Origin of the sequence: Verminephrobacter aporrectodeae subsp. tuberculatae (assembly GCF_026127385.1) — a bacterium.
GTDB classification, from domain to species: Bacteria; Pseudomonadota; Gammaproteobacteria; order Burkholderiales; family Burkholderiaceae_C; genus Acidovorax; species Acidovorax aporrectodeae.
The window spans coordinates 1,904,356-1,924,500 of record NZ_QZCX01000001.1; the positions used below are offsets into that span (position 1 = coordinate 1,904,356).

Below are 20,145 nucleotides of genomic sequence, written 5' to 3' on the forward strand. Positions count from 1 at the left end.
GCCCTGACGCGAAGCCAGGGTGACACCCGGTTATGCCTGATGACCATAGCAGGTTGGTCCCACTCCTTCCCATCCCGAACAGGACAGTGAAACGACCTTGCGCCGATGATAGTGCGGGTTCCCGTGTGAAAGTAGGTCATCGTCAGGCTATTACAGCCCTCAAACCCCCCAGCCCACAAGGCTGGGGGGTTTGTCTTTGTGCAACTGTTTCGGGGGGGGGCGTCACCCCGCATGCTTTTCAGCGCCGATTTGTTTGCAGCCATGGCCGCATGGGTGTTTCTCAGCCGGTGGTGATGGACAGGAAGTGGTCCAGGATGTGGAAGTGGTCTTCGAAGAATTCCTCCTCCATGGCCGCCAGTTGCACGATCGGCGTCCATGGCAGTTGCAACGCAGCGTCGCCGGTCTGTGCCGTGGGGAAGGCCGACGTTCCAAGGTCGAAATAATGCGCGTGCGCCAGGGTGCGTCCGCGCTGGCTGCGCTCGGGGTGGTCGAATACGGCCATGGACCGGAATGCGGCGCGCAAGGCGGCTTCGGGCAGCGTGCAGCGGGCTTCCTCGCGCAACGCGCGCAGGCACGATTGCCACACGGTTTCCCGCGGCGCGATGCAGCCTTCGGGAACGGCCAGCAGCCCCTTCCCGGGGGCGCTGGCGCGGCGCATCAGCAGCACCTGGTCCTGGCAGCGCAGCACGGCGCCCACTGCCACGAATACGGGCGTGCAGGACTGGCGGCAGCCGCGCAGCATGCGCCAATCCTCTTGCAGGGCGGGGTATTGCGGGGTTTGTGCGAAGCGTTCCAGCGCCGCGAGGGTGCTTGGGGGAATCTCGTTGGCCAGGGGGGCGAGCGCAGGGCGCACGGTGTCGGGCGTCGCGCCAAAGTACGCGTCGCGGATCGCGGCGGCGTCGATTCGGCCCTGGCGCGGCACAGGGATCAGTTCCCAGCCCGGGAATGCGTCCAGGTAGCTGCTCGTGGCGTCCTTGAAATGCCCCACCAGAGCGGTGCGCGCTCCGCCTGCCGTGATCCGGGCCACGCCCTGGCGCACGGCGTTGACCCACAGGGCTTCGTTGTAGTGGTCACGCACGGCCAGCGTTTGCACGCGGGCGTTGGCTGCGGCGGGCAGGGCAGCGCGCAGCATGGCTTCGCGTTCCTGCCAGGTGAAAGGGTTCTTGAGCGAGCGTGCCTGCCAGGCCGAGCCCAGTACCACGATGACCTGCGGCGCGCTGTCGAGTGCGCGCCGCAGCAGGGCCAAGTGGCCGTTGTGGACGGGCTCGAAACGCCCGATGCAGATGGCGGTGTCGTACATATGTCTCCGGTCCGCCGCGCGGGACCTGCGCGCCGGCGCCGCGCAGCTTACAGGCCGGCTGCCGCACGCAGGGCACCGGCCTTGTCCGTTCGCTCCCAAGTGAACTCGGGTTCTTCGCGTCCGAAATGGCCGTAGGCGGCGGTCTTTTCGTAGATCGGGCGCAGCAGGTCGAGCATCTGGATGATGCCCTTGGGGCGCAGATCGAAATGTTCGCTGACCAGCGCGGCAATGCGCTCGTCGGCGATGACGCCCGTGCCCTCGGTGTACACGGTGATGTTCATGGGCCGGGCAACCCCGATGGCATACGCCACCTGGATCTGGCACTGGCGCGCCAAGCCCGCGGCCACGATGTTCTTGGCCACGTAGCGCGCGGCGTAGGCTGCCGAGCGGTCTACCTTCGTCGGGTCCTTGCCGCTGAACGCGCCGCCGCCGTGCGGGCAGGCACCGCCGTAGGTGTCGACGATGATCTTGCGGCCCGTGAGGCCGCAGTCGCCCTGCGGGCCGCCGGTGACGAAGCGGCCGGTGGGGTTGATCAGGTAGCGCGTGTGCGGCAGCAGCCATTCCTTGGGCAGCACGGGCCGGATGATTTCCTCGACGACCGCGTCGATGAAACTTTGCTTCATCCTGGTCGCGGTCTCCGACTGGTCGGGGTCGTGCTGGGTGGAGAGCACCACGGTGTCGATGCTGTGCGGCCTGCCGTCCACGTAGCGCAGCGTGACCTGGCTCTTGGCGTCGGGGCGCAGAAAGGGCAGGCGGCCGTCCTTGCGCAACTGGGCCTGGCGTTCGACCAGGCGGTGCGCGTAGTAGATCGGCGCGGGCATGAACTCGGGCGTTTCGTCGCAGGCGTAGCCGAACATCAGGCCCTGGTCGCCGGCGCCGGTGTTCAAGGGGTCGTCGCTTGCGTGGTCCACGCCCTGGGCGATGTCCCCGCTCTGCTTGCCGTAGGCCACGAGCACGGCGCAGCCCTTGTGGTCGATTCCATAGTCGGTGTTGTCGTAGCCGATGCGCCGGATGGTGTCGCGCGCCACCTGGGTGTAGTCCACGTGCGCCTTGGTGCTGATTTCGCCGGCCAGCACCACGAGGCCGGTGCCGACCAGTGTCTCGGCAGCGACGCGGCTTTCGGGGTCCTGCCGGAAGACCGCGTCCAGGATGGCGTCCGAGATCTGGTCGGCTACCTTGTCGGGGTGGCCTTCGGAGACGGATTCCGAGGTGAAGAGAAAGTCGTTCGCCATTTGAATAAACTCCTGGGTTTCGGTATTTGGGGCGTTGCCCTGACTCCGTGGGAGCTTTGGCGAACGCTTTAGCAGATTTTTTTAACGTCGCCCTGCAAGTTGCTCATTTAACTCAGCGACCCTGCCATTCTAATGCCAGTCGTTTTCCGATTTCTTTCCGTGTTTCCACTGTGGTTTTTGCATGCGCTGGGCGCAGCCTTGGGCTGGGTGGCGTTCTGTGCGTCGCCCACGTACCGGCGCCGCTTTCGCGCGCATTCGGCGCTCGCGGGCTATCCGTTTCGCGCCGTGCGCGCCGCCGTGGCGCATGCGGGCCGCATGGTGGCCGAACTGCCGCGCCTGTGGCTGGGGGCGCCGCTGTCCTGCCACCTGGAGGGCGAGTCCTGCGTGGAGCGGGCCTACGCGGCCGGGCGCGGCATCGTGTTCCTCTCACCGCACCAGGGCTGTTTCGAGATCGTGGTGCAGGCGATCGCGCAGCGCTGGGGCGCCGAGCACGGACCGATCACCGCGCTCTACCGCCCCGCACGCCAGGCTTGGTTGGCCAAGCTGATGGAAACCGCGCGCAACCGGCCCGGCGTGCTGCTGCTGCCCACCACGCTCGCGGGCGTGCGCCAGATGATCCGGGCACTGCGCCGTGGCGAGGCCGTGGGCCTGCTGCCCGACCAGGTGCCGCCGCAGGGGCAGGGTCAATGGACGTCCTTCTTCGGCCGCGACGCCTACACCATGACCCTGGCCGTGCGCCTGGCGCAGCAGACGGGCGCTGCCATCGTGCTGGCGCGCTGCGAGCGCCTGGCCTGGGGCCGTGGTTTCGTCACCTATTTCGAACCGCTGGCGCAGCCGCTGTCAGCCCCGTTGGAGGCCGCCGTCTTGCAAATCAATCAGGCCATGGAATACCTCATTCGCCAATGCCCCGGGCAGTACCTCTGGGGCTACGGCCGCTACAAGCCACCGCGCGCCGTGCCCCCTTCTTCTGCCGGGGTGGACGCATGACGGGGCGCCTGGGGGTATGGTTCATGCGGGTGCTGGCGCGCCTGCCGCTGCCCGTGCTGCGCGGCATGGGCTGGTTCATCGGGCGCGTTCTGTACGCGCTGGCCGTGCCGCGCCGCCGCGTGGCATTGCGCAATCTGGCCCTGTGCTACCCGCAGGCCAGCGCGCGGCAGCGCCGCCAATGGGCGCGCGAAACCTTTGTGCTGTTCTGCCAGTCGTGGCTGGACCGCAGCTGGCTGTGGCTCGCGCCGGCGGACGTGGTGCTGCGGCGCGTGCAATTGCAGGGCGCATTGGAGGAATTGCAGGGCGATGCCCCCTGCATCATCTTTGCGCCGCATTTCTACGGCATGGATGCCGGAGGCTCGGCGCTGACGCTGCATACGTCGCGGGCGTTCACGTCGATCTTCTCCACCCACCCCAGCCCGGCGGTCGACGCCTGGTTGCGCGCGGGCCGCCAGCGCTTTGGCAATGTGCGCATGCTCAACCGCAGCGGCAGTGTGAAACCCATCATCGAGAATCTGCGCCGGGGGGGCCTGCTGTACCTGCTGCCGGACATGGACTTTGGCCGCAACGACTCGCTGTTCGTTCCGTTCTACGGCGTTGCGGCCGCCACGCTGCCCTCGCTCCCGCGCTTTGCGCGGCTGGGGCGGGCGAAGGTGATTGCAATGGTCACGCGCCTCACCCGCGCCGGCTACTGCGCCGAAATCACGCCCGCCTGGCCCGACTATCCGAGCGCCGACGCCGAGGCCGACACGGCGCAGATGAATGCGCGGCTGCAAACCTACATCGACGCCGCGCCGGGCCAGTACTACTGGGTGCACAAGCGCTTCAAGACGCGGCCCGAGGGCGAGCCTCCGGTGTACTCCTGAGACCTCCCTGATCCGGACCGGGCGCCGGCTGCGCAGACGCTGCGTGGCAGGAGCACGCCCGGTGGGATGCGCCGTGTGCATCCGGGGCGTGGCCCCATCAGCCTGCCGTGTGCGCATCTTGCAGACACTGGGCAAACGCCTGCGCCGCTCTGGCGGGTACGAGCGAGCGGCGCATCAGGCTCACGAACTGGCAGTTGTAGCGAAACAGCGCCGGGTTCACGGCCTGCATGCGGCCCTGGCGCTCGAACGCCTCGGCGTAGTGGTCCGGCAAGAAACCGAGAAAGCGGCCCGACAGGATCAGCGTGGCGATGGACTCCTGGTCAAAACCGGTGGCCGCGCGCCGCAGCTGGGCCTGGTGGCTCAGTTCCATGTTCGGCGAGTGGTAGCCCAGCCCGGCAAATTGGTAGTGGCGCACCGCCTGCCAACCGGCGGGGGGTGTGGACGCACCAAACAGCGGGTGGTCCGCTCCGCAGTACAGCAGCATGGACTCGGCAAACAGGTTGGCGTAGGCCAGGCTGTGCGAGTTGCGGTGCGCGGGGATGATTCCTACTTGGTAGCTGCCGTCGATGACACCGCGCTCGATGGCGTTGATCGAGCCCACGTGCAGTTGCAACTGCACATCCGGCGCCGCGGCGCTGAAGGCGGCGATGGCCTGGCCGATGCGCGCCGCCGGGTTGCTCGCCGTCTTGTCGAAAATGGCCACCGCCAATTGCCCGCCCATGCGGCAGTGGATGTCGTCGATGCTGTCACGAAAGCCGCGCACCGAGGCCAGCAAGCGCAGGGTCTCGTCGTACACCCGCTGGCCTTCGGCGGTGAGCGCAAATCCTCCCCGGCCGCGGCGGCACAGCGTCAGACCCAGGCGCGTCTCCAGGTCTTTCATGTGGCGGCTCACGGTGCTCGCGCCGATATTCAGCTCAAGCTCGGCGGCCGCCATGCCGCCGCATTCGACCACGCTCTTGAACACCTGCAGCAGGCGCAAATCCATGTCGCTGAGCTGGCCGAGGATGGCGCGCTGTCGGGCCGGGGCCGCAGAGGCAGAGATTTTGGCGGGCGTCGCAGAGGTTCTTACTTGCATGAATCGTCAAGCAAACATTGATATTGGATTATTTGAGAGATCAACGCCCGGCGCAACAATGCCGGGCCCGATCCATTCCTTGTCGTCGCGTTTCGCACTGGAGACCTTCCCATGAGCTTCGTCAATATCGAAAAACCCGCAACCGGCGCGCAAGGCCCCCGCATGGACGCCGAATGGCTTGATGCGCACTGGATGCCCTACACGGCAAACCGCCAGTTCAAGGCCAACCCGCGCATGATCGTTGCGGGCAGCGGCGCCTACTACACCGACGCCGAAGGCCGCAAGATCTTCGACGGCCTCTCGGGCCTGTGGTGTACGGGATTGGGCCACGGTCGCCGCGAGATCGCCGAAGCCATCGGCAAACAGGCGCAAAAGCTCGACTATGCACCCGCGTTCCAGTTCGGCCACCCGCTGTCGTTCGAGCTGGCCAACCGCATCAAGGCGCTGACGCCTGCGGGCCTGGACCACGTGTTCTTCACCGACTCGGGATCCGAATCGGCGGACACCTCGCTGAAGATGGCGCGCGCTTACTGGCGCACCAAGGGCCAGGGCAGCAAGACGCGCCTCATCGGCCGGGAAAAGGGCTACCACGGCGTGAACTTCGGCGGCCTCTCGGTGGGCGGAATCGGCGCCAACCGCAGGCTGTTCGGCCAGGGCATCGAGGCCGACCACCTGCCGCATACCCAGCCGCCCGCAGGCTCCTTTCACAAGGGCATGCCGCCCACGGGCAAGGAGCTCGCCGATCGCCTGCTCGAAGTGATCGCGCTGCACGACGCGTCGAACATCGCTGCCGTGATCGTCGAGCCCTTCGCGGGGTCGGCCGGCGTCGTGGTCCCGCCCGTGGGCTACCTGCAGCGCCTGCGCGAGATCTGCACGCAGAACAACATCCTGCTGATCTTCGACGAAGTGATCACGGGCTTTGGCCGCTGCGGCGCCTGGACCGGCGCCGAGGCCTTCGGCGTGACGCCCGACCTGCTGAACTTTGCCAAGCAGGTGACCAACGGCGTGCAGCCGCTCGGCGGCGTGGTGGTGCGCAAGGAAATCTACGACACCCTGATGGCCGCGGGTGGCCCGGACTACCTGCCGGAGTTCCCGCACGGCTACACCTATTCGGCGCACCCCGTGGCCTGCGCGGCGGGCATTGCGGCGCTCGACCTGCTGCAAAAGGAAGACATGCTTGGCCGCGTGCAGGCGCTCGCCGTGCACTTCGAACAGGCCGTGCACAGCCTCAGGGGCGTCAAGCACGTTCTGGACATCCGCAACTTCGGCTTGGCGGCCGGGTTCACCATCGCCCAGATGCCGGGCGAGCCCGCGAGGCGCCCCTACGAAATCGCCATGAACTGCTGGAAAAAGGGCTTCTACGTGCGCTACGGCGGCGACACCATGCAGCTCGCGCCGCCGTTCGTCAGCGAAAAGGCCGAGATCGACCGCCTGATCAACGCGCTCGGCGAGGCACTCGCCGAAACCGCGTAAGCACCGAGCAAGTCGGGCCGTTCACCATCCATAGCCGCGTTGCAGCTGCCGGAACGGAAGGCCGCTGCAGCATCTACTACGCAGAGCATCATGAAGCACGACCAGTCCGTCACCCACACCATCGGTCACCTGATCGATGGCCGCATCGTCGCCGACGCCGCGCGCACGCAGCCGGTGTTCAACCCCGCCACCGGCCTGAGCAGCAGCAGCGTGGCGCTGGCCGACAGGGCCACGGTGGAGCAGGCCATCGCCTCGGCGCAGGCCGCCTTCCCCGCGTGGCGCAACACGCCGCCGCTCAAGCGTGCGCGCGTCATGTCCCGGCTCAAGGGGTTGCTCGAAGAAAACGCCGACAAGATCGCAGCCCTCATCACCGCCGAGCACGGCAAGGTGCTGTCTGACGCGCACGGCGAGTTGCAGCGCGGAATCGAAAACGTCGAATACGCGAGCTACGCCCCCGAACTGCTCAAGGGCGAGCACAGCCGCAACGTCGGCCCGTCGATCGATTCGTGGAGCGAGTTCCAGGCGCTGGGCGTCACGGCCGGAATCACGCCGTTCAACTTTCCGGCCATGGTTCCGCTGTGGATGTGGCCCATGGCGCTCGTCTGCGGGAATACCTTCGTGCTCAAGCCCTCGGAGCGCGACCCCTCGAGTGTGCTGTTCATCGCCCAACTCGCGCTGCAGGCGGGAGTGCCTCCGGGTGTGCTCAACGTGGTCAATGGCGACAAGGAAGCGGTGGACACGCTGCTCACCGACGCGCGCGTCAAGGCCGTGAGTTTCGTCGGCTCGACCCCCATTGCGCAAAGCATCTACGCCACCGGCTGCGCGCATGGCAAGCGCGTGCAGGCGCTCGGCGGCGCCAAGAACCACGCCGTGCTGATGCCCGACGCCGATGTGAACAACGCCGTCAGCGCCCTGATGGGTGCCGCCTACGGCTCCTGCGGCGAGCGCTGCATGGCCATTCCGCTGCTCGTCGCCGTGGGCGACGCGGTGGGTGACGCCGTGGTCGCGGGCCTGAAGACCGAGATCGCCAAAATGAAGGTCGGCCCGGGAACCGACAACGGCAACGACATGGGCCCACTGGTCACGAAACAGCATTTTGAAAAGGTCAGGGCCTACGTGGACAGCGGCGTCGCCGAAGGCGCCGAACTGGTGGTTGACGGCCGCGGCGTGCAGGTTGCGCCGGGCCACGAAAACGGCTACTTCCTGGGCGCCTGTCTGTTTGACCAAGTCAGGCCCGGAATGAAGATCTACCAAGAGGAAATCTTCGGCCCCGTGCTCGGCGTGGTGCGCGTGAAGACGCTGCAGGAGGCCATGGACCTGATCGACGCGCACGAATACGGCAACGGCACCTGCATCTTCACGCGCGACGGCGAGGCCGCGCGCTACTTCAGCGACCATATACAGGTCGGCATGGTGGGCGTGAACGTGCCCTTGCCTGTTCCTGTGGCGTACCACTCGTTCGGTGGCTTCAAGCGCAGCCTGTTCGGCGACCTGAACGCCTACGGGCCCGACGCCGTGCGCTTCTACACCAAGCGCAAGACCATCACGCAGCGCTGGCCCTCCGCCGGCGTGCGCGAGGGTGCGGTATTCAGCTTTCCAAGCAACCGCTGAAGCGCAGCGCCGCCAGCGCCCGTCCGTAGACCGAAGGAATCACTGACGGGTCGCGGACGGGGGCGTGTGCTCAGGGTCAGGGCGTCGTGAGCAAGGCGTTGATTGCCGCAATGCTGGCCTCACCGTTGCTTCCGACCAGCGACTGCAGGCGCACGCAGGACATCAGATAGGTGTAGCGCATGCGGGCCAAGTCGCGCAGTGCGCGTTCCTTCTCCTGCTCCGCGTTCAGCAGGTCGAGCAGGGTTCTGACTCCCCCCTTGAACGATTGGCGTATCGATATCACCATTTGCGCCGCCGAGCGTGCCACTTGCTCCTGCGCCTGGATGCGCACGCGCCCTTCACTCACGCCACGAAACTCGGTGTGGATGCGCAGGCTCAGTTCGCGGCGCCCGGCCTCCAGCATTTCCTTGGCCCGCAGTTCCTCGGCAACGGCCTTGCGCACCGCCGAGTTCACCTCGCCGCCGGCGTACAGGGGCAGGTTCAGCCGCAGGCCAATCGAGCCCTGGGTGTAATTCGAGTTGCGCGCAGAGGCGTCACCGTCCCGGTAGTTGCGCGTCCACTGTGCGACCGCGTCGAGCGTGGGCAGATGCCCGCTCGCGGCCCTCTCGATCTCCAGCCGGGCGACGTCCACGCGCGCCTTGAGCTGCTGGATGTCCGGGCTGCTGTCTTCGGCCTGCGTGAGCCAGTCCTGCACGCTGCGCAGCTCCGGCGACCAGGCGGACAGGCGGTCGGCATCGAGTGGGCTGAGGGTCTCGACCGGCTGATTCACGAGGATCTCGAGCTGGCGGCGCGCGTAGTCCAGTTGCTGCCGGACTTCGAGCTCCTGGGAAATCGCAATGTCCAGCTTGGTCTGGGCTTCGTCGATGTCGGTGCGCGTTCCCTTGCCGGCCTTCAACAGCTTGTGCGCTGCGTCCAGCCCGGTGGTGGTGGCGTCCTTTTGCAGTTGCATCAGGGCCAGCTGGTCCTGGGAAAACAGCAGCTGCAGATAGGCGTCGCTCACGCGCACGCCCAGGTTCTGCAATTCACGCTGCAACTGCGCTTCCACGTCGGCACGCGTTCTGTGTGCCTGCTCCACGCCCACCACCGTCGCCATGTGGAAGATGGGCTGGCGCAGGCTCAGCGAGGCATTGTGGCTGGAGTAGTAATCGTGCGGCTTGGCCTTGTTCGCCAGGTCATTGCGGTTGCGCGTGGCGTTGAACGAAATGTCCGGGAGGCGCTGGGCCTTGGCCTGCTCCACCAACTCGTCGCTGGCCTGCGCCGCAGCGCGGACGGCGCGCACGGTGGCGTCCTGTTGCAAGGCGATCTGGTAGGCCTGCATCAAATCCATGGCTGCGCTGGGTCCGGCGAGCAGGCCCAGCGCAGCCGTGCAGGCCAGCCAGGATGGCTTCTTCTTCAGCGGTGTGGTGAGCAATGCCATGGCGTTTCACTCCTCTTTCAAAGAACTGGCCACCCGCTTGAGCAAGGGCCCGAGCAAGTAGGTCAGCATGGTGCGCTCGCCGGTCTTGATCACGATTTCCGCGGGCATTCCCGGCTGCATCAGGCGGGAACCCAGGGTTTTCATGCCCTTGGGAGTGACCTTGACGCGCGCCAGGTAGTAGGTCACGTTGGTGTGCATGTCCGTGAGCAGGTCGCCCGAGATGGACGCGACTTCGCCCTCTACCACCAGATGCGGGGAATGCGCGAAGGACGAGAAGCGCACGTCCGCATGCAGGCCGGGGTGCACCTTGTCGATCAGGTGCGGGGCGATGCGCGCTTCCAGTATCAGGGCTTCGTCCGGGGGGACGATTCCCATGAGCTGCTGTCCCGCTTGCACCACGGCCCCTACGGACTGCACCGTCAGGCCCACCACCTGGCCCGCGGCCGGCGACCGGATTTCGGTGCGCTCCAGGTCCGCCTTGAGCGCCACGTATTTGTCCGCGTCCGACTGCACCTCGCGGGTGATGTCGCCGAGCATGGTCTCGACTTCCTTGCGGTATTCCTGCTGGCGCGCCAGGATCTTCTGGCGCACCTCGGCGATGCCGCGCTGGGTGCGCGCGGTATTTCCCAGAAGCTCGGTGATCGCCAGGTTGGAATCGCCCACCAAGCGCTCGAGCTCGAGTTGCCGGTTGCGCGGGATATAGCCTTCCTTGACGAGTTCGCGCGTGTGGTTCAGTTCGTCCTGCAGCAGGTCCAACTGCCCGCGCCGACCGACGAGCATGCCGGCAATCGAATGCAGCAGGGAGTTCTGGCCCTGGATGTTCTCCTCCATGGCCTGCACTTCGGCGTGCAACGCCGCGCGCCGCGACTGCATCAGCTGCGTCTGTTGCTGCATCTGCGGCCCGATCAGCGGGTCCGAGCGGGTCGCCACCAAGTCCGGGTGAAAGCTGATGGTGGCGGCCCCGGCCTGCTCGGCCAGCAGGCGGCCCTGGACCGCGCGCAGTCCGAGGTAACGCTGGCGGACCGCCTCGTAGTTGGCCTTGGCCACCGCGTCGTCCAGGGTAATCAAAGGCTGACCGGCCGCGACCACGTCGCCCTCGCGCACGAAGACTTGTTTGACGATGCCCCCGCTCAGGTGCTGCACCGCCTTGCGCTTGGTATCGATGGCGACCATCCCCGGGCTGGGAACGCCTTCATCGAGCGGCGCCAAAGCGGCCCACAGGAGAAAACCACCCAGCCCCAGGCCCAGGACCAACAGTCCGGTACGCGCCGCACGCCCCGTGTCGGAAGGCGGTGCTACGGGAGCGGGTCGGATCCCGGTCATGGGAGATGCCGCAGGGGCTTGTTTCAAAGGTTCGGTGCTGTCCATGGGAATAGGGCTTTAAAAAATAGGCGCTCAAAAATGCAGCGTGCCATTGGGATTGGGTCAGACAAGATCAGGCAGGCCGCGGCTGCGGGGCCGGCAAGGCGCCCCCGGGGGCTTTTGGGGGGGCATCCCGTGCTGCCTGCATCTGGGCGAAAACTTGGTCGCGCGGTCCCTGAAACTCTACTTTGCCCGCGTGCAGGACCAGCACCTGGTCGGCCAGTGCGAGCACTCCGGCGCGGTGCGTCACCATGACGATGGTCTTGCCACGCTCCTTGAGCCCGCGAATGGTTTCGAGCAGCGCGGCCTCGCCCGCATCGTCGAGATGGGCATTCGGTTCGTCGAGCACCAGCAGCGCCGGGTCGCCGTACAGCGCGCGCGCCAGTCCGATGCGCTGGCGCTGTCCGCCCGAGAGCAACCTGCCCGCTTCGCCGATCGGCGTGTCGTAGCCCTTGGGGAAGCGCAGCACCATCTCGTGCAGGCCGGCGTAGCGGGCGGCGGAGATGACTTTCGCCGAGTCCACCCGGAAAAAGCGTGCGATGTTCTCGGCGATGGTTCCGCCAAACAGCGCCGTATCCTGCGGCAGATAACCCACCTGCTGGGCCAGCCCTGCCTGGGCCCATTCGGCGATGGGCCGGCCGTCGATCAGATACTCCCCGCGCGCGACGGGCCAGGCCGCGACCAGCACCCGCGCCAGCGTGGACTTGCCCGAACCCGAGGGGCCCAACACCACCGTCAAGCTGCCCGGGGCGGCGTGCAAATCGATGCCGCGCAGAATGGGTTCGGGGCGGCTCGGCGCAGTCGCCTGCAGTGCGCGCAGTTGCACCTCACCGTGCAAGCGCTGGGGCTTGGCAACCGGTGCGGGCGGATTGTCGGCCAGCAGTTGCCCGAGCCGCCGGAACGCCGCGCGGGCCCCGACAAAGCCGCGCCAAGTGCTCACCAACTGGTCGATCGGCGCCAGCGTCCGGGTCATCAGCACGTTCGCTGCAATCATCGCGCCCACGGTCAGCTGGCCGTCGATCACCAGCAAGGCCCCCGTCGCCAGCGACAGCGACTGCTGCGCATAGCGCACGGATTTGCTCCAGGCCATCACGCGGTGCGTCAGCCCCTGCACCGCCGCGTGCCGCCCGGCACAGTCTGCGTGCAGGAGCTTCCAGCGCTGGTACAGCGGTTGCAGCATTCCCATGGCTTCGACGGCTTCGGCGTTGCGCAGCTTGCCGTCGATGTAGGAGTACGCCTTGGTCTGGGATTTGGCAAGTTCCTCCAGCGGGGTCACGGTGCGGTGGTGCCCCAGCCACGCCAGCGCCGCCTGAATCAGCGTGAAACCGAGCGCCACGGCGCCGAGCAGCGGGTGCAGCAGGAATAGCACGCCGAGGTAGACGGGAACCCACGGCAGGTCGAAGAAGGCAAAAATTCCGGGCCCGGTGAGGAACTGGCGCAACTCGGTCATATCGCTGAACGGCTGCCCCGGATTCGCTCCGCCGCCGGCACCGCGCGCAAACCCCGCGCTGAAGACGCGCTCCCTGAGCAGCCGGTCCAGACGCACACCGACGCGCACGAGCAGGCGCGAGCGGGCCCATTCGGCGAAGGCCATGATGGCGAAGAGAAACAGCGTGATCAGCGATATGGCAAGCAAGGTCAACTCGTTGAGGCTGACCAGCACCCGGTCGTACACCTGCAGCATGTACAGCGTGGGCACCAGCATGAGCACATTCGCCACCATGCTGAAGATCGCAACCACGACCCATTCACGCCGCAGGCGTTTCAGGGCCAGGGTGATTTCGCTGCGTGGGAAAAAACCGCTGGGGGACATGGTGCTCGTTCGTTGGGGGGGTGGGTTCAGTCGGTCGTTCACGGTCAATTGCTCAGGAAATCTGTGGTACGGCGATCGTCGTACGCGTTCCCGCAGGGCCTGCGGAAACGCTGTTGCGCAGCGCGGCGAGCACCTCGTCGCGCGGCCCGAAAGCCTGCTGCGTGCCCGCTTGCAGAACGAGCACCTTGTCCGCCACGGCGAGCACGCTCGGCAAATGGGTCATGATCACGCAGCTGGTGCCGCGCGCCTTGCACGCGTGCAGCGCCTCGATCAGGGCGATGTTGCCGATCTCGTCCAGGCTGGCGTTGGGCTCGTCGAGCACGATGAACACCGGCGTGCCGTACAACGCCCGCGCGAGCGCAACGCGCTGGCGCTGGCCGCCGGAGAGCATGACCCCGGCGTCTCCCACGGGGGAGTCGTAGGCCAGAGGCAGCGACATGATCCACGCGTGCAGGCCTACGGCCCGGGCCGCGGCGTGCATCGCTTCCTCGTTGGGCTTGCCAAAGCGCACGATGTTGTCGCCCAGCGTTCCCGCGAGCAGTTCCACGTCCTGCGGCACATAGCCCACATGGGGCCCCAGTTCTGTCTTGTTCCACACGCTCACGTCCACGCCATCGAGGCGCACGCTCCCGGCGACCGGAGACCACAGCCCCATCAGCATGCGCGCCAGCGTGGTCTTGCCCGCCGCCGAGGAGCCGAGCACTGCGAGCACTTCTCCCGGCTGCAAGGCGAACGACAGGCCCTTGATGAAGGGCGGCGTGCCGGCGCTGACGCCGGCGACGAGGTTCTCCACCGCCACCCGTCCCTTGGGCTTGGGCAAGGGCATGTCCGGCGTCGGCGGCGGCAGGCGCTGCAAAAGCTGCTTGAGCCGCTCCCACGACCCGCGGACCTGGACCACCGCGCGCCATTGCGACACCACCTGCACCAGCGGCGCGAGCACCCGCCCGCCGAGCACCGAGCCGACGATCAGCATTCCCGGCCCGCCGAGCAGTTTGTCGTACATCAGCAGCCAGGCGCCAAGACCCAGGAGCGCCGAAGACAGCGTGGTCTGCAAGAACTTGCCCAGGGCCTGAAAAATTCCGGCATTGTCCGAGGCCCGGGACTGCAAGCCCAGACCCTCGTCGTGCAGCGCGAGCCAGCGCTGGCGCATGTTCTGTTCCATTCCCAGGGCGGCAATCACGTCGGTGTGGCGCAAGGTGCCGTCCACGCAGGTCCGCGCCTGCGTGTCCGACCGGTTCGCGTCGCGCAATGCGGGGCTGGTACTGCGCTCGTTGAGCCACGAAATGCCGGTCTGCAGCACCGCCCCGGCCAGCGACACCCAGCCCAGAAGGGGATGGATCATGAACAGCAGGACCAGCAAAATCAGCGCCACCGGTGTTTCCATGGCCGCCCCGAGTGCCGGCGCATAGAAGAAGTCGCGCACCACGCGCAAATCCATCATGGGCTGCACCCCGACGGCCACGCCCTGTTTCAGGTGCGCCGCATGGATGGCGTTGAAAACCCGGGGCGCGAGCGTCTGCTCCAGCGAGGACCCTGCTTCGCGCAGGGTTTCGGCACGCGCCCATTCGAGAATTTCCATGACCGCGATGGCCAGCAGCACCAACAGCGTCAGCATGACCAGGGTCATGTGGTTGCGGCTGTTCACCACCCGGTCGTAGACCTCGAACATATAGGCTGTGGGCCCGAGGACCAAGAGTCCGGAGAGCACGCTGAAGGCAAAGGCGCGCCGGAAGAACGGGGTGAGCTTGGCCAGAGCCTGCTGGATTTCGGACGGCGCTGCGGGTACGGACATGCGATGGGTGGTTGGTAGACCTGCCGAGGGATGGCAAGGATACGGTTACGGTGAGGGTTACGGGGCCGGGGTCTGGCAGGCGAAAGGTTTCAAGTATCGCACAATTGCAACAAGAGGCGTGCAGGGTTGGGTCAGCAGGCCGCGCGGGCATGCGCAGCGCTTGCTTGCGGCACGCCGTCCATGCGGCTCACCAGACCTTCCACCACGGATCGGAGTGGCTCTTGAATCCGCCATTCATATAGGCGCTTTGCGGGTAGGTTTGGTCCATCACGCGGCGCGCGTCGTCGCGCAACTGCGCCATGCCCAGCGCGTCGTAGGAGCGGATCAGGATGTACAGCGCTTCTTCCAGTGCCGGAACGCCCTGGTAGTCGGCCAGTGCCGTCTGGGCGCGGCCGATGGCCGCCACGTACGCACCGCGCTGAAAGTAGTAGCGCGCCACGTGCACCTCATATTGCGCCAGCGCGTTCACGATGTAGGTCATGCGCTGGCGCGCATCGTGCGCGTAGCGCGATTGCGGGAAGCGCGAGAGCAGTTCGCTGAATGCCTCGAACGAGTCCTTGGCCGCTTTCTGGTCGCGTTCGGAGAGGTCCTCGCGCGAGATGAACGAGAGCAGGCCGAGGTTGTCGTTGAAGTTCGCCAGGCCCCTGAGGTACAGCGCATAGTCGAGCGCGGGGCTGGCCGGGTGCAGTTTCATGAAGCGCTCGAGCGTGGCCACTGCCTGGATTTTTTCGCCGGCCTTGTAGTGCGCGTAGGCTTTGCTGATCTGCGCCTGCTGCGCCAGCGGCGTTCCGGCCGCGCGGCCTTCGAGCTTTTCGAACAGCGGCACCGCCTTGTCGTAGGCGCCGCTGTTCAGTTCGTCCTGCGCTTCGGAATAGATGCGTTCGGGGCTCCAGCCCGCCGTTTTGTCTTCGGTGGTGCTGGAGCAGCCAGCCAGCAAGGCAACGGCCAGCAGGGCAGAAACAAAAGGCAGTGGGGCACGCAGCATCGCAAGCAGCTTTCGGCAAATGGGGGAAACAGGGGGGCAGGGGCGTTTCTTTCTGCTCGGGCGTGCGGCGCACATGGTGCGCATCCGCCAAAGCAGTCGCGCCACGCCGGACAGGGGGCATTGTACCGGCGCACCTGGCGGTCAGGACGGGCGCACGCGCGCAGAGGCGTCGGGAATCGGCGCAGGGCTTTCTACAATCGCTGCATGTTTGTTCACCTGCGCCTGCACACCGAATTTTCCGTCGTTGACGGAACCAACCGGATCGACGAGGTGGCCGAGGCGGCCGCCCGGGACGGTCAGCCGGCGCTGGCCATCACCGATCTGAGCAACCTCTTTGGCGCGATCAAGTTCTACAGCCAAGCCCGGGCCAAGGGCGTGAAGCCGATTTTGGGTGCCGAGATTTTTCTGCAGGGCGAGGACGGCGCCGGGCCCACGCGCTTCATCGTTCTGGTGCAGAACCACCAGGGCTACCTGAATCTGTCGGAACTGCTCGCGCGCGCCTGGACGGGCAACACCGTGAAGAACCAGGCGCTGTGCACCTGGGCCTGGCTGGAGGAGCTTTCCGGGGGGCTGATCGCCCTCGCAGGCGCGCAGGCGGGGCCCGTGGGCCAGGCCTTGCTCAAGGGCGACGCATCCGGTGCCGCCGACCTCGCGCTGCGGCTGGCCGGGATCTTCGTGCACCGCTTCTACATTGAACTGCAGCGCGCCGGGCGCGCGGACGACGAGGGCCACGTGGCGGCGGCGGCCCAGCTCGCCGCGCGCCTGAACCTGCCCGTGGTGGCCACGCACCCGGTGCAGTTTCCCGCTGCGGACGACTATGAGGCGCACGAGGCCCGCGTCTGCATCGCGCAAAGCGAGATCCTGGCCAACCCGCAGCGCGTGCGCAAGTTCACCCGCGATCAGTATTTCAAGTCTGCGGCCGAGATGCAGGCCCTGTTCGCGGACGTGCCCTCCGCCATCGGGAACACGCTGGAAATCGCCCGGCGCTGCAATCTCACGCTGGCGCTGGGCAAGCCGCAGCTGCCGGACTTTCCCACGCCCGACGGCATGCCGATCGAAGCCTATTTCCGCGTCGCCTCGTTCGATGGGCTCGAAGAGCGCCTGCAACGCCTGTACCCGGACACGGCGCAGCGCGACCGGCAGCGCCCGCGCTACGTGGAGCGCCTGGAGTTCGAGATCGGGACCATCATCGAGATGGGCTTTCCCGGCTACTTTCTCATCGTCGGGGACTTCATCCGCTGGGCCAAGAACAATGGCTGTCCCGTAGGGCCCGGCCGGGGCTCGGGGGCGGGCTCGCTGGTGGCGTATGCGCTCGGGATCACCGACCTGGACCCGCTGGAATACAAGCTGCTGTTCGAGCGCTTCCTGAACCCCGAGCGCGTCTCGATGCCCGACTTCGACATCGATTTTTGCCAGTCCAACCGGGACCGCGTGATCGACTACGTCAAGGAGAAGTACGGCAAGAACGCCGTGAGCCAGATCGCCACCTTCGGCACCATGGCCGCGAAGGCCGCGATCCGCGACGTGGGCCGGGTGCTGGGTTTCGGCTACGGCTTGTGCGATGGCATCGCCAAGCTGGTTCCGGGAAAGCCCGGCGTGTCGTACACGCTGCAGTACCCGCCGGACCCGAAAAAGGAAGGCGACAAGAACCACTACGCGCTCGAGCTCGAACCCCTGCTCGCCGAGCGGGTGCGCAAGGAGGAAGACGTCAGGACCGTCATCGAGATGGCGCAAAAGCTCGAAGGACTGACGCGCAACGTCGGCATGCACGCCGGCGGGGTGCTGATTGCGCCGGGCAAGCTCACGGACTTCTGTCCGCTGTACCAGCAGCCGGGCAGCGCATCGGCCGTGAGCCAGTACGACAAGGACGACGTCGAGGCCATCGGCCTCGTGAAATTCGACTTCCTGGGCTTGGCCACGCTCACGATCCTGGAAATCGCGCGCGACTTCATCCGCGCGCGCCACAAGGGGCAGGAGCACTTCAGCTACGAAGCCATTGCGCTCGACGATGGCCCGACCTACCGCCTGTTCTCCGAGGGCCGGACCGAGGCGGTGTTCCAGTTTGAAAGCCGCGGCATGCAGGGGATGCTCAAAGAGGCGCGCCCCAGCCGGCTGGAGGATCTGATCGCGCTCAACGCCCTGTACCGCCCCGGCCCCATGGACCTGATTCCGAGCTTCGTGAACCGCAAGCACGGCAAGGAGGAGGTGCTCTACCCCCACCCGCTGATGGAGCCCGTGCTCGCCGAGACCTACGGGGTCATGGTGTACCAGGAGCAGGTGATGCAGACCGCGCAGGTGCTCGGTGGCTACAGCCTGGGCAGCGCCGACATGCTGCGCCGCGCCATGGGCAAGAAAAAGGCCGAGGAGATGGCCGAGCACCGGGCCATCTTCCGCAAGGGGGCGGCAGAAAAGGGCATACCCCGGGAGCAGGCCGACGAGGTGTTCGACCTGATGGAGAAGTTCGCCGGCTACGGCTTCAACAAGTCGCACGCGGCCGCGTATTCCCTGCTGGCGTACCACACGGGCTGGCTCAAGGTGCATTACACGGCGGAGTTTTTCTGCGCCAACATGACCGTGGAAATGGACGACACCGACAAGCTCAAGCTGCTGTTCGAGGACGCGCAGAAGATGGGGCTCGCGTTCGAGCCGCCGGACGTGAACCGCGGCGTGCACCGCTTTGAGCCCGTCACCGACAAGATCATCCGCTACGGGCTCGGCGCCGTGAAGGGCACGGGCCAGCAGGCCATCGAAGCCATCGTCGCGGCGCGCGAGGGGCGCGGCGAGGGGCCGCAGGGGCCGAGCGCCGGACCTTTCAAGAGCCTGTTCGATTTCTGCGTGCGCGTGGACCGCGGCCGCCTGAACAAACGCACGGTCGAGGCGCTCATCAAGGCCGGTGCCTTCGATTCGATCAACCGCCAGCGTGCCGCGCTCGTCGCGTCGATCGACAGGGCGTTCGATTTCGCTGCGGCCACGTTGGCGAACATGAACCAGGGGGGCCTGTTCGACGCGATGGGCGACGACGCGCACGGATCGAGCACGCAGGAGCCGGACCTGGTCGAGGCCGTTCCCTGGGGAATCCGGGAGACGCTCGCGCAGGAGAAGACGGCGATCGGGTTTTACCTGTCGGGCCACCTGTTCGACGAGGTGGCCACGGAGGTGCGGCGTTTCGTGCACACGCCCATCGGCGCGCTGCAAGACAGCCGCGAGCCCCTGCTGCTGGCCGGGATCATCACCGAGCTGCGCGTGATCAGTGGCCTGCGCGGCAAGCTCGGGCTGTTCCGCCTGGACGACAAATCCGGCAGCATCGAGGCCTCGGCCGACGAGCCCCTGCTCGAGGCCTGCCGCAATCAGCTCAAGGAAGACGAATTCGTGGTGCTCGCGGGGCGCCTGCAACCCGATTACTTCAGCGGCGGGCTGCGCATGAAGGTGCAGCAGATCTGGGATCTGGCCGGGGCGCGCTGCCGTTTTGGCAAATACCTGCAGGTGACGGCGGGAGCGCGCAGGCCGCAGGTCCAGCGCTTGCTGCAGGAGTTTCCCGCGCGTCGGCAAGACAGCGCCGAAGGCGAGGAACTGCTCCACGGCCTGCGCGTGCGCATGCAGCTGCGCTGCGTGGCGCAGGACGGCGCAGCCGGCGCGCAACTGCAACTGGGCGACGGCGCGCGCTGTTACCCGAGCGACGCCGCGCTCGCCGCCTGGACGGCGCAGGCCGGCGGCGGCGCGGTCTGCGTGGTTTATGAAGCGCAGGCGACAGGGCAGGCCAGGTAGTACACGGCGTGCGGGCGCCGGCTTGGAAAAAACCGGACCTACCCCACATTTCTTTCACGCCAGCAGCGCGCGCGGATCGCTAGAATGATTTTCATGGTCACAAAACCACCCTCACCCCCATCCGTGCCCGGGCCTGCGCAGGACGATGGCGGTTCGGTCGTGCTCGAAAGGCGCCCGGAAAAAACCCTGCCGCCCCAGATGTACCAGGTGGTCATGCTCAATGACGACTACACCCCCATGGAGTTCGTCATCGTGGTGCTGCAGGAGTTTTTCAACAAGGACCGTGAAACGGCGACCCAGATCATGTTGAAAATCCATCTCGACGGCAAAGGCATCTGCGGCGTGTATTCCCGCGACGTCGCCGCCACCAAGGTGGATCAAGTGCTGGACGCCGCCCTCAGGGCGGGCCACCCGCTGCAATGTGTGAGTGAGCCGATTGAATGACCCGGTTTTCCATCCCGATTCCC

General features: G+C 66.6%; 14 protein-coding genes and 1 rRNA gene. 7 read left to right on the top strand and 8 right to left on the bottom strand.

Going from position 1 to position 20,145, the window contains the following annotated elements:
* The first annotated feature begins 35 nt into the window (after positions 1 to 35).
* Positions 36 to 148 (top strand): 5S ribosomal RNA (gene rrf / locus D5041_RS08240).
* Between the two features lie 132 nt (positions 149 to 280).
* On the opposite strand, the gene D5041_RS08245 is transcribed toward rrf, so the two are convergent.
* Positions 281 to 1,300 (bottom strand): adenylyltransferase/cytidyltransferase family protein, encoded by a 1,020-nt coding sequence (locus D5041_RS08245; protein ID WP_010100237.1) that lies wholly within the window; start codon positions 1,298 to 1,300, stop codon positions 281 to 283.
* Positions 1,301 to 1,347: 47 nt separating this feature from the next.
* Entirely contained in the window at positions 1,348 to 2,532 is a 1,185-nt protein-coding gene (metK, locus tag D5041_RS08250; protein ID WP_010100236.1) for a methionine adenosyltransferase, read from the bottom strand.
* Positions 2,533 to 2,664: 132 nt separating this feature from the next.
* Here metK and D5041_RS08255 point away from each other — a divergent pair, with 132 nt between their 5' ends.
* A complete protein-coding gene (locus tag D5041_RS08255; protein WP_265257746.1) occupies positions 2,665 to 3,519 on the top strand; it encodes a lysophospholipid acyltransferase family protein in 855 nt (284 codons plus the stop codon).
* On the top strand, positions 3,516 to 4,385 hold the full coding sequence (locus D5041_RS08260; RefSeq protein WP_010100233.1) for an LpxL/LpxP family acyltransferase: 870 nt from the start codon (positions 3,516 to 3,518) through the stop codon (positions 4,383 to 4,385). Before D5041_RS08255 ends, D5041_RS08260 begins: the two co-directional genes overlap by 4 nt.
* Positions 4,386 to 4,482: 97 nt before the next feature.
* Here D5041_RS08260 and D5041_RS08265 read toward each other — a convergent pair whose 3' ends face one another.
* A complete protein-coding gene (locus D5041_RS08265) occupies positions 4,483 to 5,460 on the bottom strand; it encodes a LysR family transcriptional regulator (RefSeq protein ID WP_407702238.1) in 978 nt (325 codons plus the stop codon).
* A gap of 111 nt (positions 5,461 to 5,571) precedes the next feature.
* Between D5041_RS08265 and aptA the strand changes: the two genes are divergently transcribed.
* Both aptA and D5041_RS08275 read left to right on the top strand, forming a co-directional pair.
* Positions 5,572 to 6,933 (top strand): omega-aminotransferase AptA, encoded by a 1,362-nt coding sequence (gene aptA, locus D5041_RS08270; RefSeq protein WP_265283253.1) that lies wholly within the window; start codon positions 5,572 to 5,574, stop codon positions 6,931 to 6,933.
* A 90-nt stretch (positions 6,934 to 7,023) separates the two neighbouring features.
* Positions 7,024 to 8,544 carry a CoA-acylating methylmalonate-semialdehyde dehydrogenase gene (locus D5041_RS08275; RefSeq protein ID WP_010105924.1) on the top strand — a complete coding sequence of 507 codons (1,521 nt, stop codon included), beginning with the start codon at positions 7,024 to 7,026 and terminating at the stop codon, positions 8,542 to 8,544.
* Positions 8,545 to 8,620: 76 nt separating this feature from the next.
* Here D5041_RS08275 and D5041_RS08280 read toward each other — a convergent pair whose 3' ends face one another.
* From D5041_RS08280 to bamD, 5 genes are all read right to left on the bottom strand, one after another.
* Entirely contained in the window at positions 8,621 to 9,961 is a 1,341-nt protein-coding gene (locus D5041_RS08280) for a TolC family outer membrane protein (protein ID WP_010105926.1), read from the bottom strand.
* A 6-nt stretch (positions 9,962 to 9,967) separates the two neighbouring features.
* On the bottom strand, positions 9,968 to 11,284 hold the full coding sequence (locus tag D5041_RS08285; RefSeq protein ID WP_265257743.1) for an HlyD family type I secretion periplasmic adaptor subunit: 1,317 nt from the start codon (positions 11,282 to 11,284) through the stop codon (positions 9,968 to 9,970).
* A gap of 112 nt (positions 11,285 to 11,396) precedes the next feature.
* Positions 11,397 to 13,136, bottom strand: a complete 1,740-nt coding sequence (locus D5041_RS08290; RefSeq protein WP_265284337.1) for a type I secretion system permease/ATPase — start codon at positions 13,134 to 13,136, stop codon at positions 11,397 to 11,399.
* Positions 13,137 to 13,188: 52 nt separating this feature from the next.
* Positions 13,189 to 14,928 (bottom strand): type I secretion system permease/ATPase, encoded by a 1,740-nt coding sequence (locus D5041_RS08295; RefSeq protein ID WP_265284338.1) that lies wholly within the window; start codon positions 14,926 to 14,928, stop codon positions 13,189 to 13,191.
* Positions 14,929 to 15,115: 187 nt separating this feature from the next.
* Complete coding sequence (gene bamD / locus D5041_RS08300) at positions 15,116 to 15,913, bottom strand: outer membrane protein assembly factor BamD (protein WP_265284340.1); 798 nt, start codon at positions 15,911 to 15,913, stop codon at positions 15,116 to 15,118.
* A gap of 204 nt (positions 15,914 to 16,117) precedes the next feature.
* Between bamD and dnaE the strand changes: the two genes are divergently transcribed.
* Both dnaE and clpS read left to right on the top strand, forming a co-directional pair.
* A complete protein-coding gene (gene dnaE, locus D5041_RS08305; RefSeq protein WP_265284342.1) occupies positions 16,118 to 19,678 on the top strand; it encodes a DNA polymerase III subunit alpha in 3,561 nt (1,186 codons plus the stop codon).
* Between the two features lie 84 nt (positions 19,679 to 19,762).
* Positions 19,763 to 20,122, top strand: coding sequence for an ATP-dependent Clp protease adapter ClpS (clpS, locus tag D5041_RS08310; protein WP_010105939.1), 360 nt, complete (start codon positions 19,763 to 19,765; stop codon positions 20,120 to 20,122).
* Positions 20,123 to 20,145: the final 23 nt, after the last annotated feature.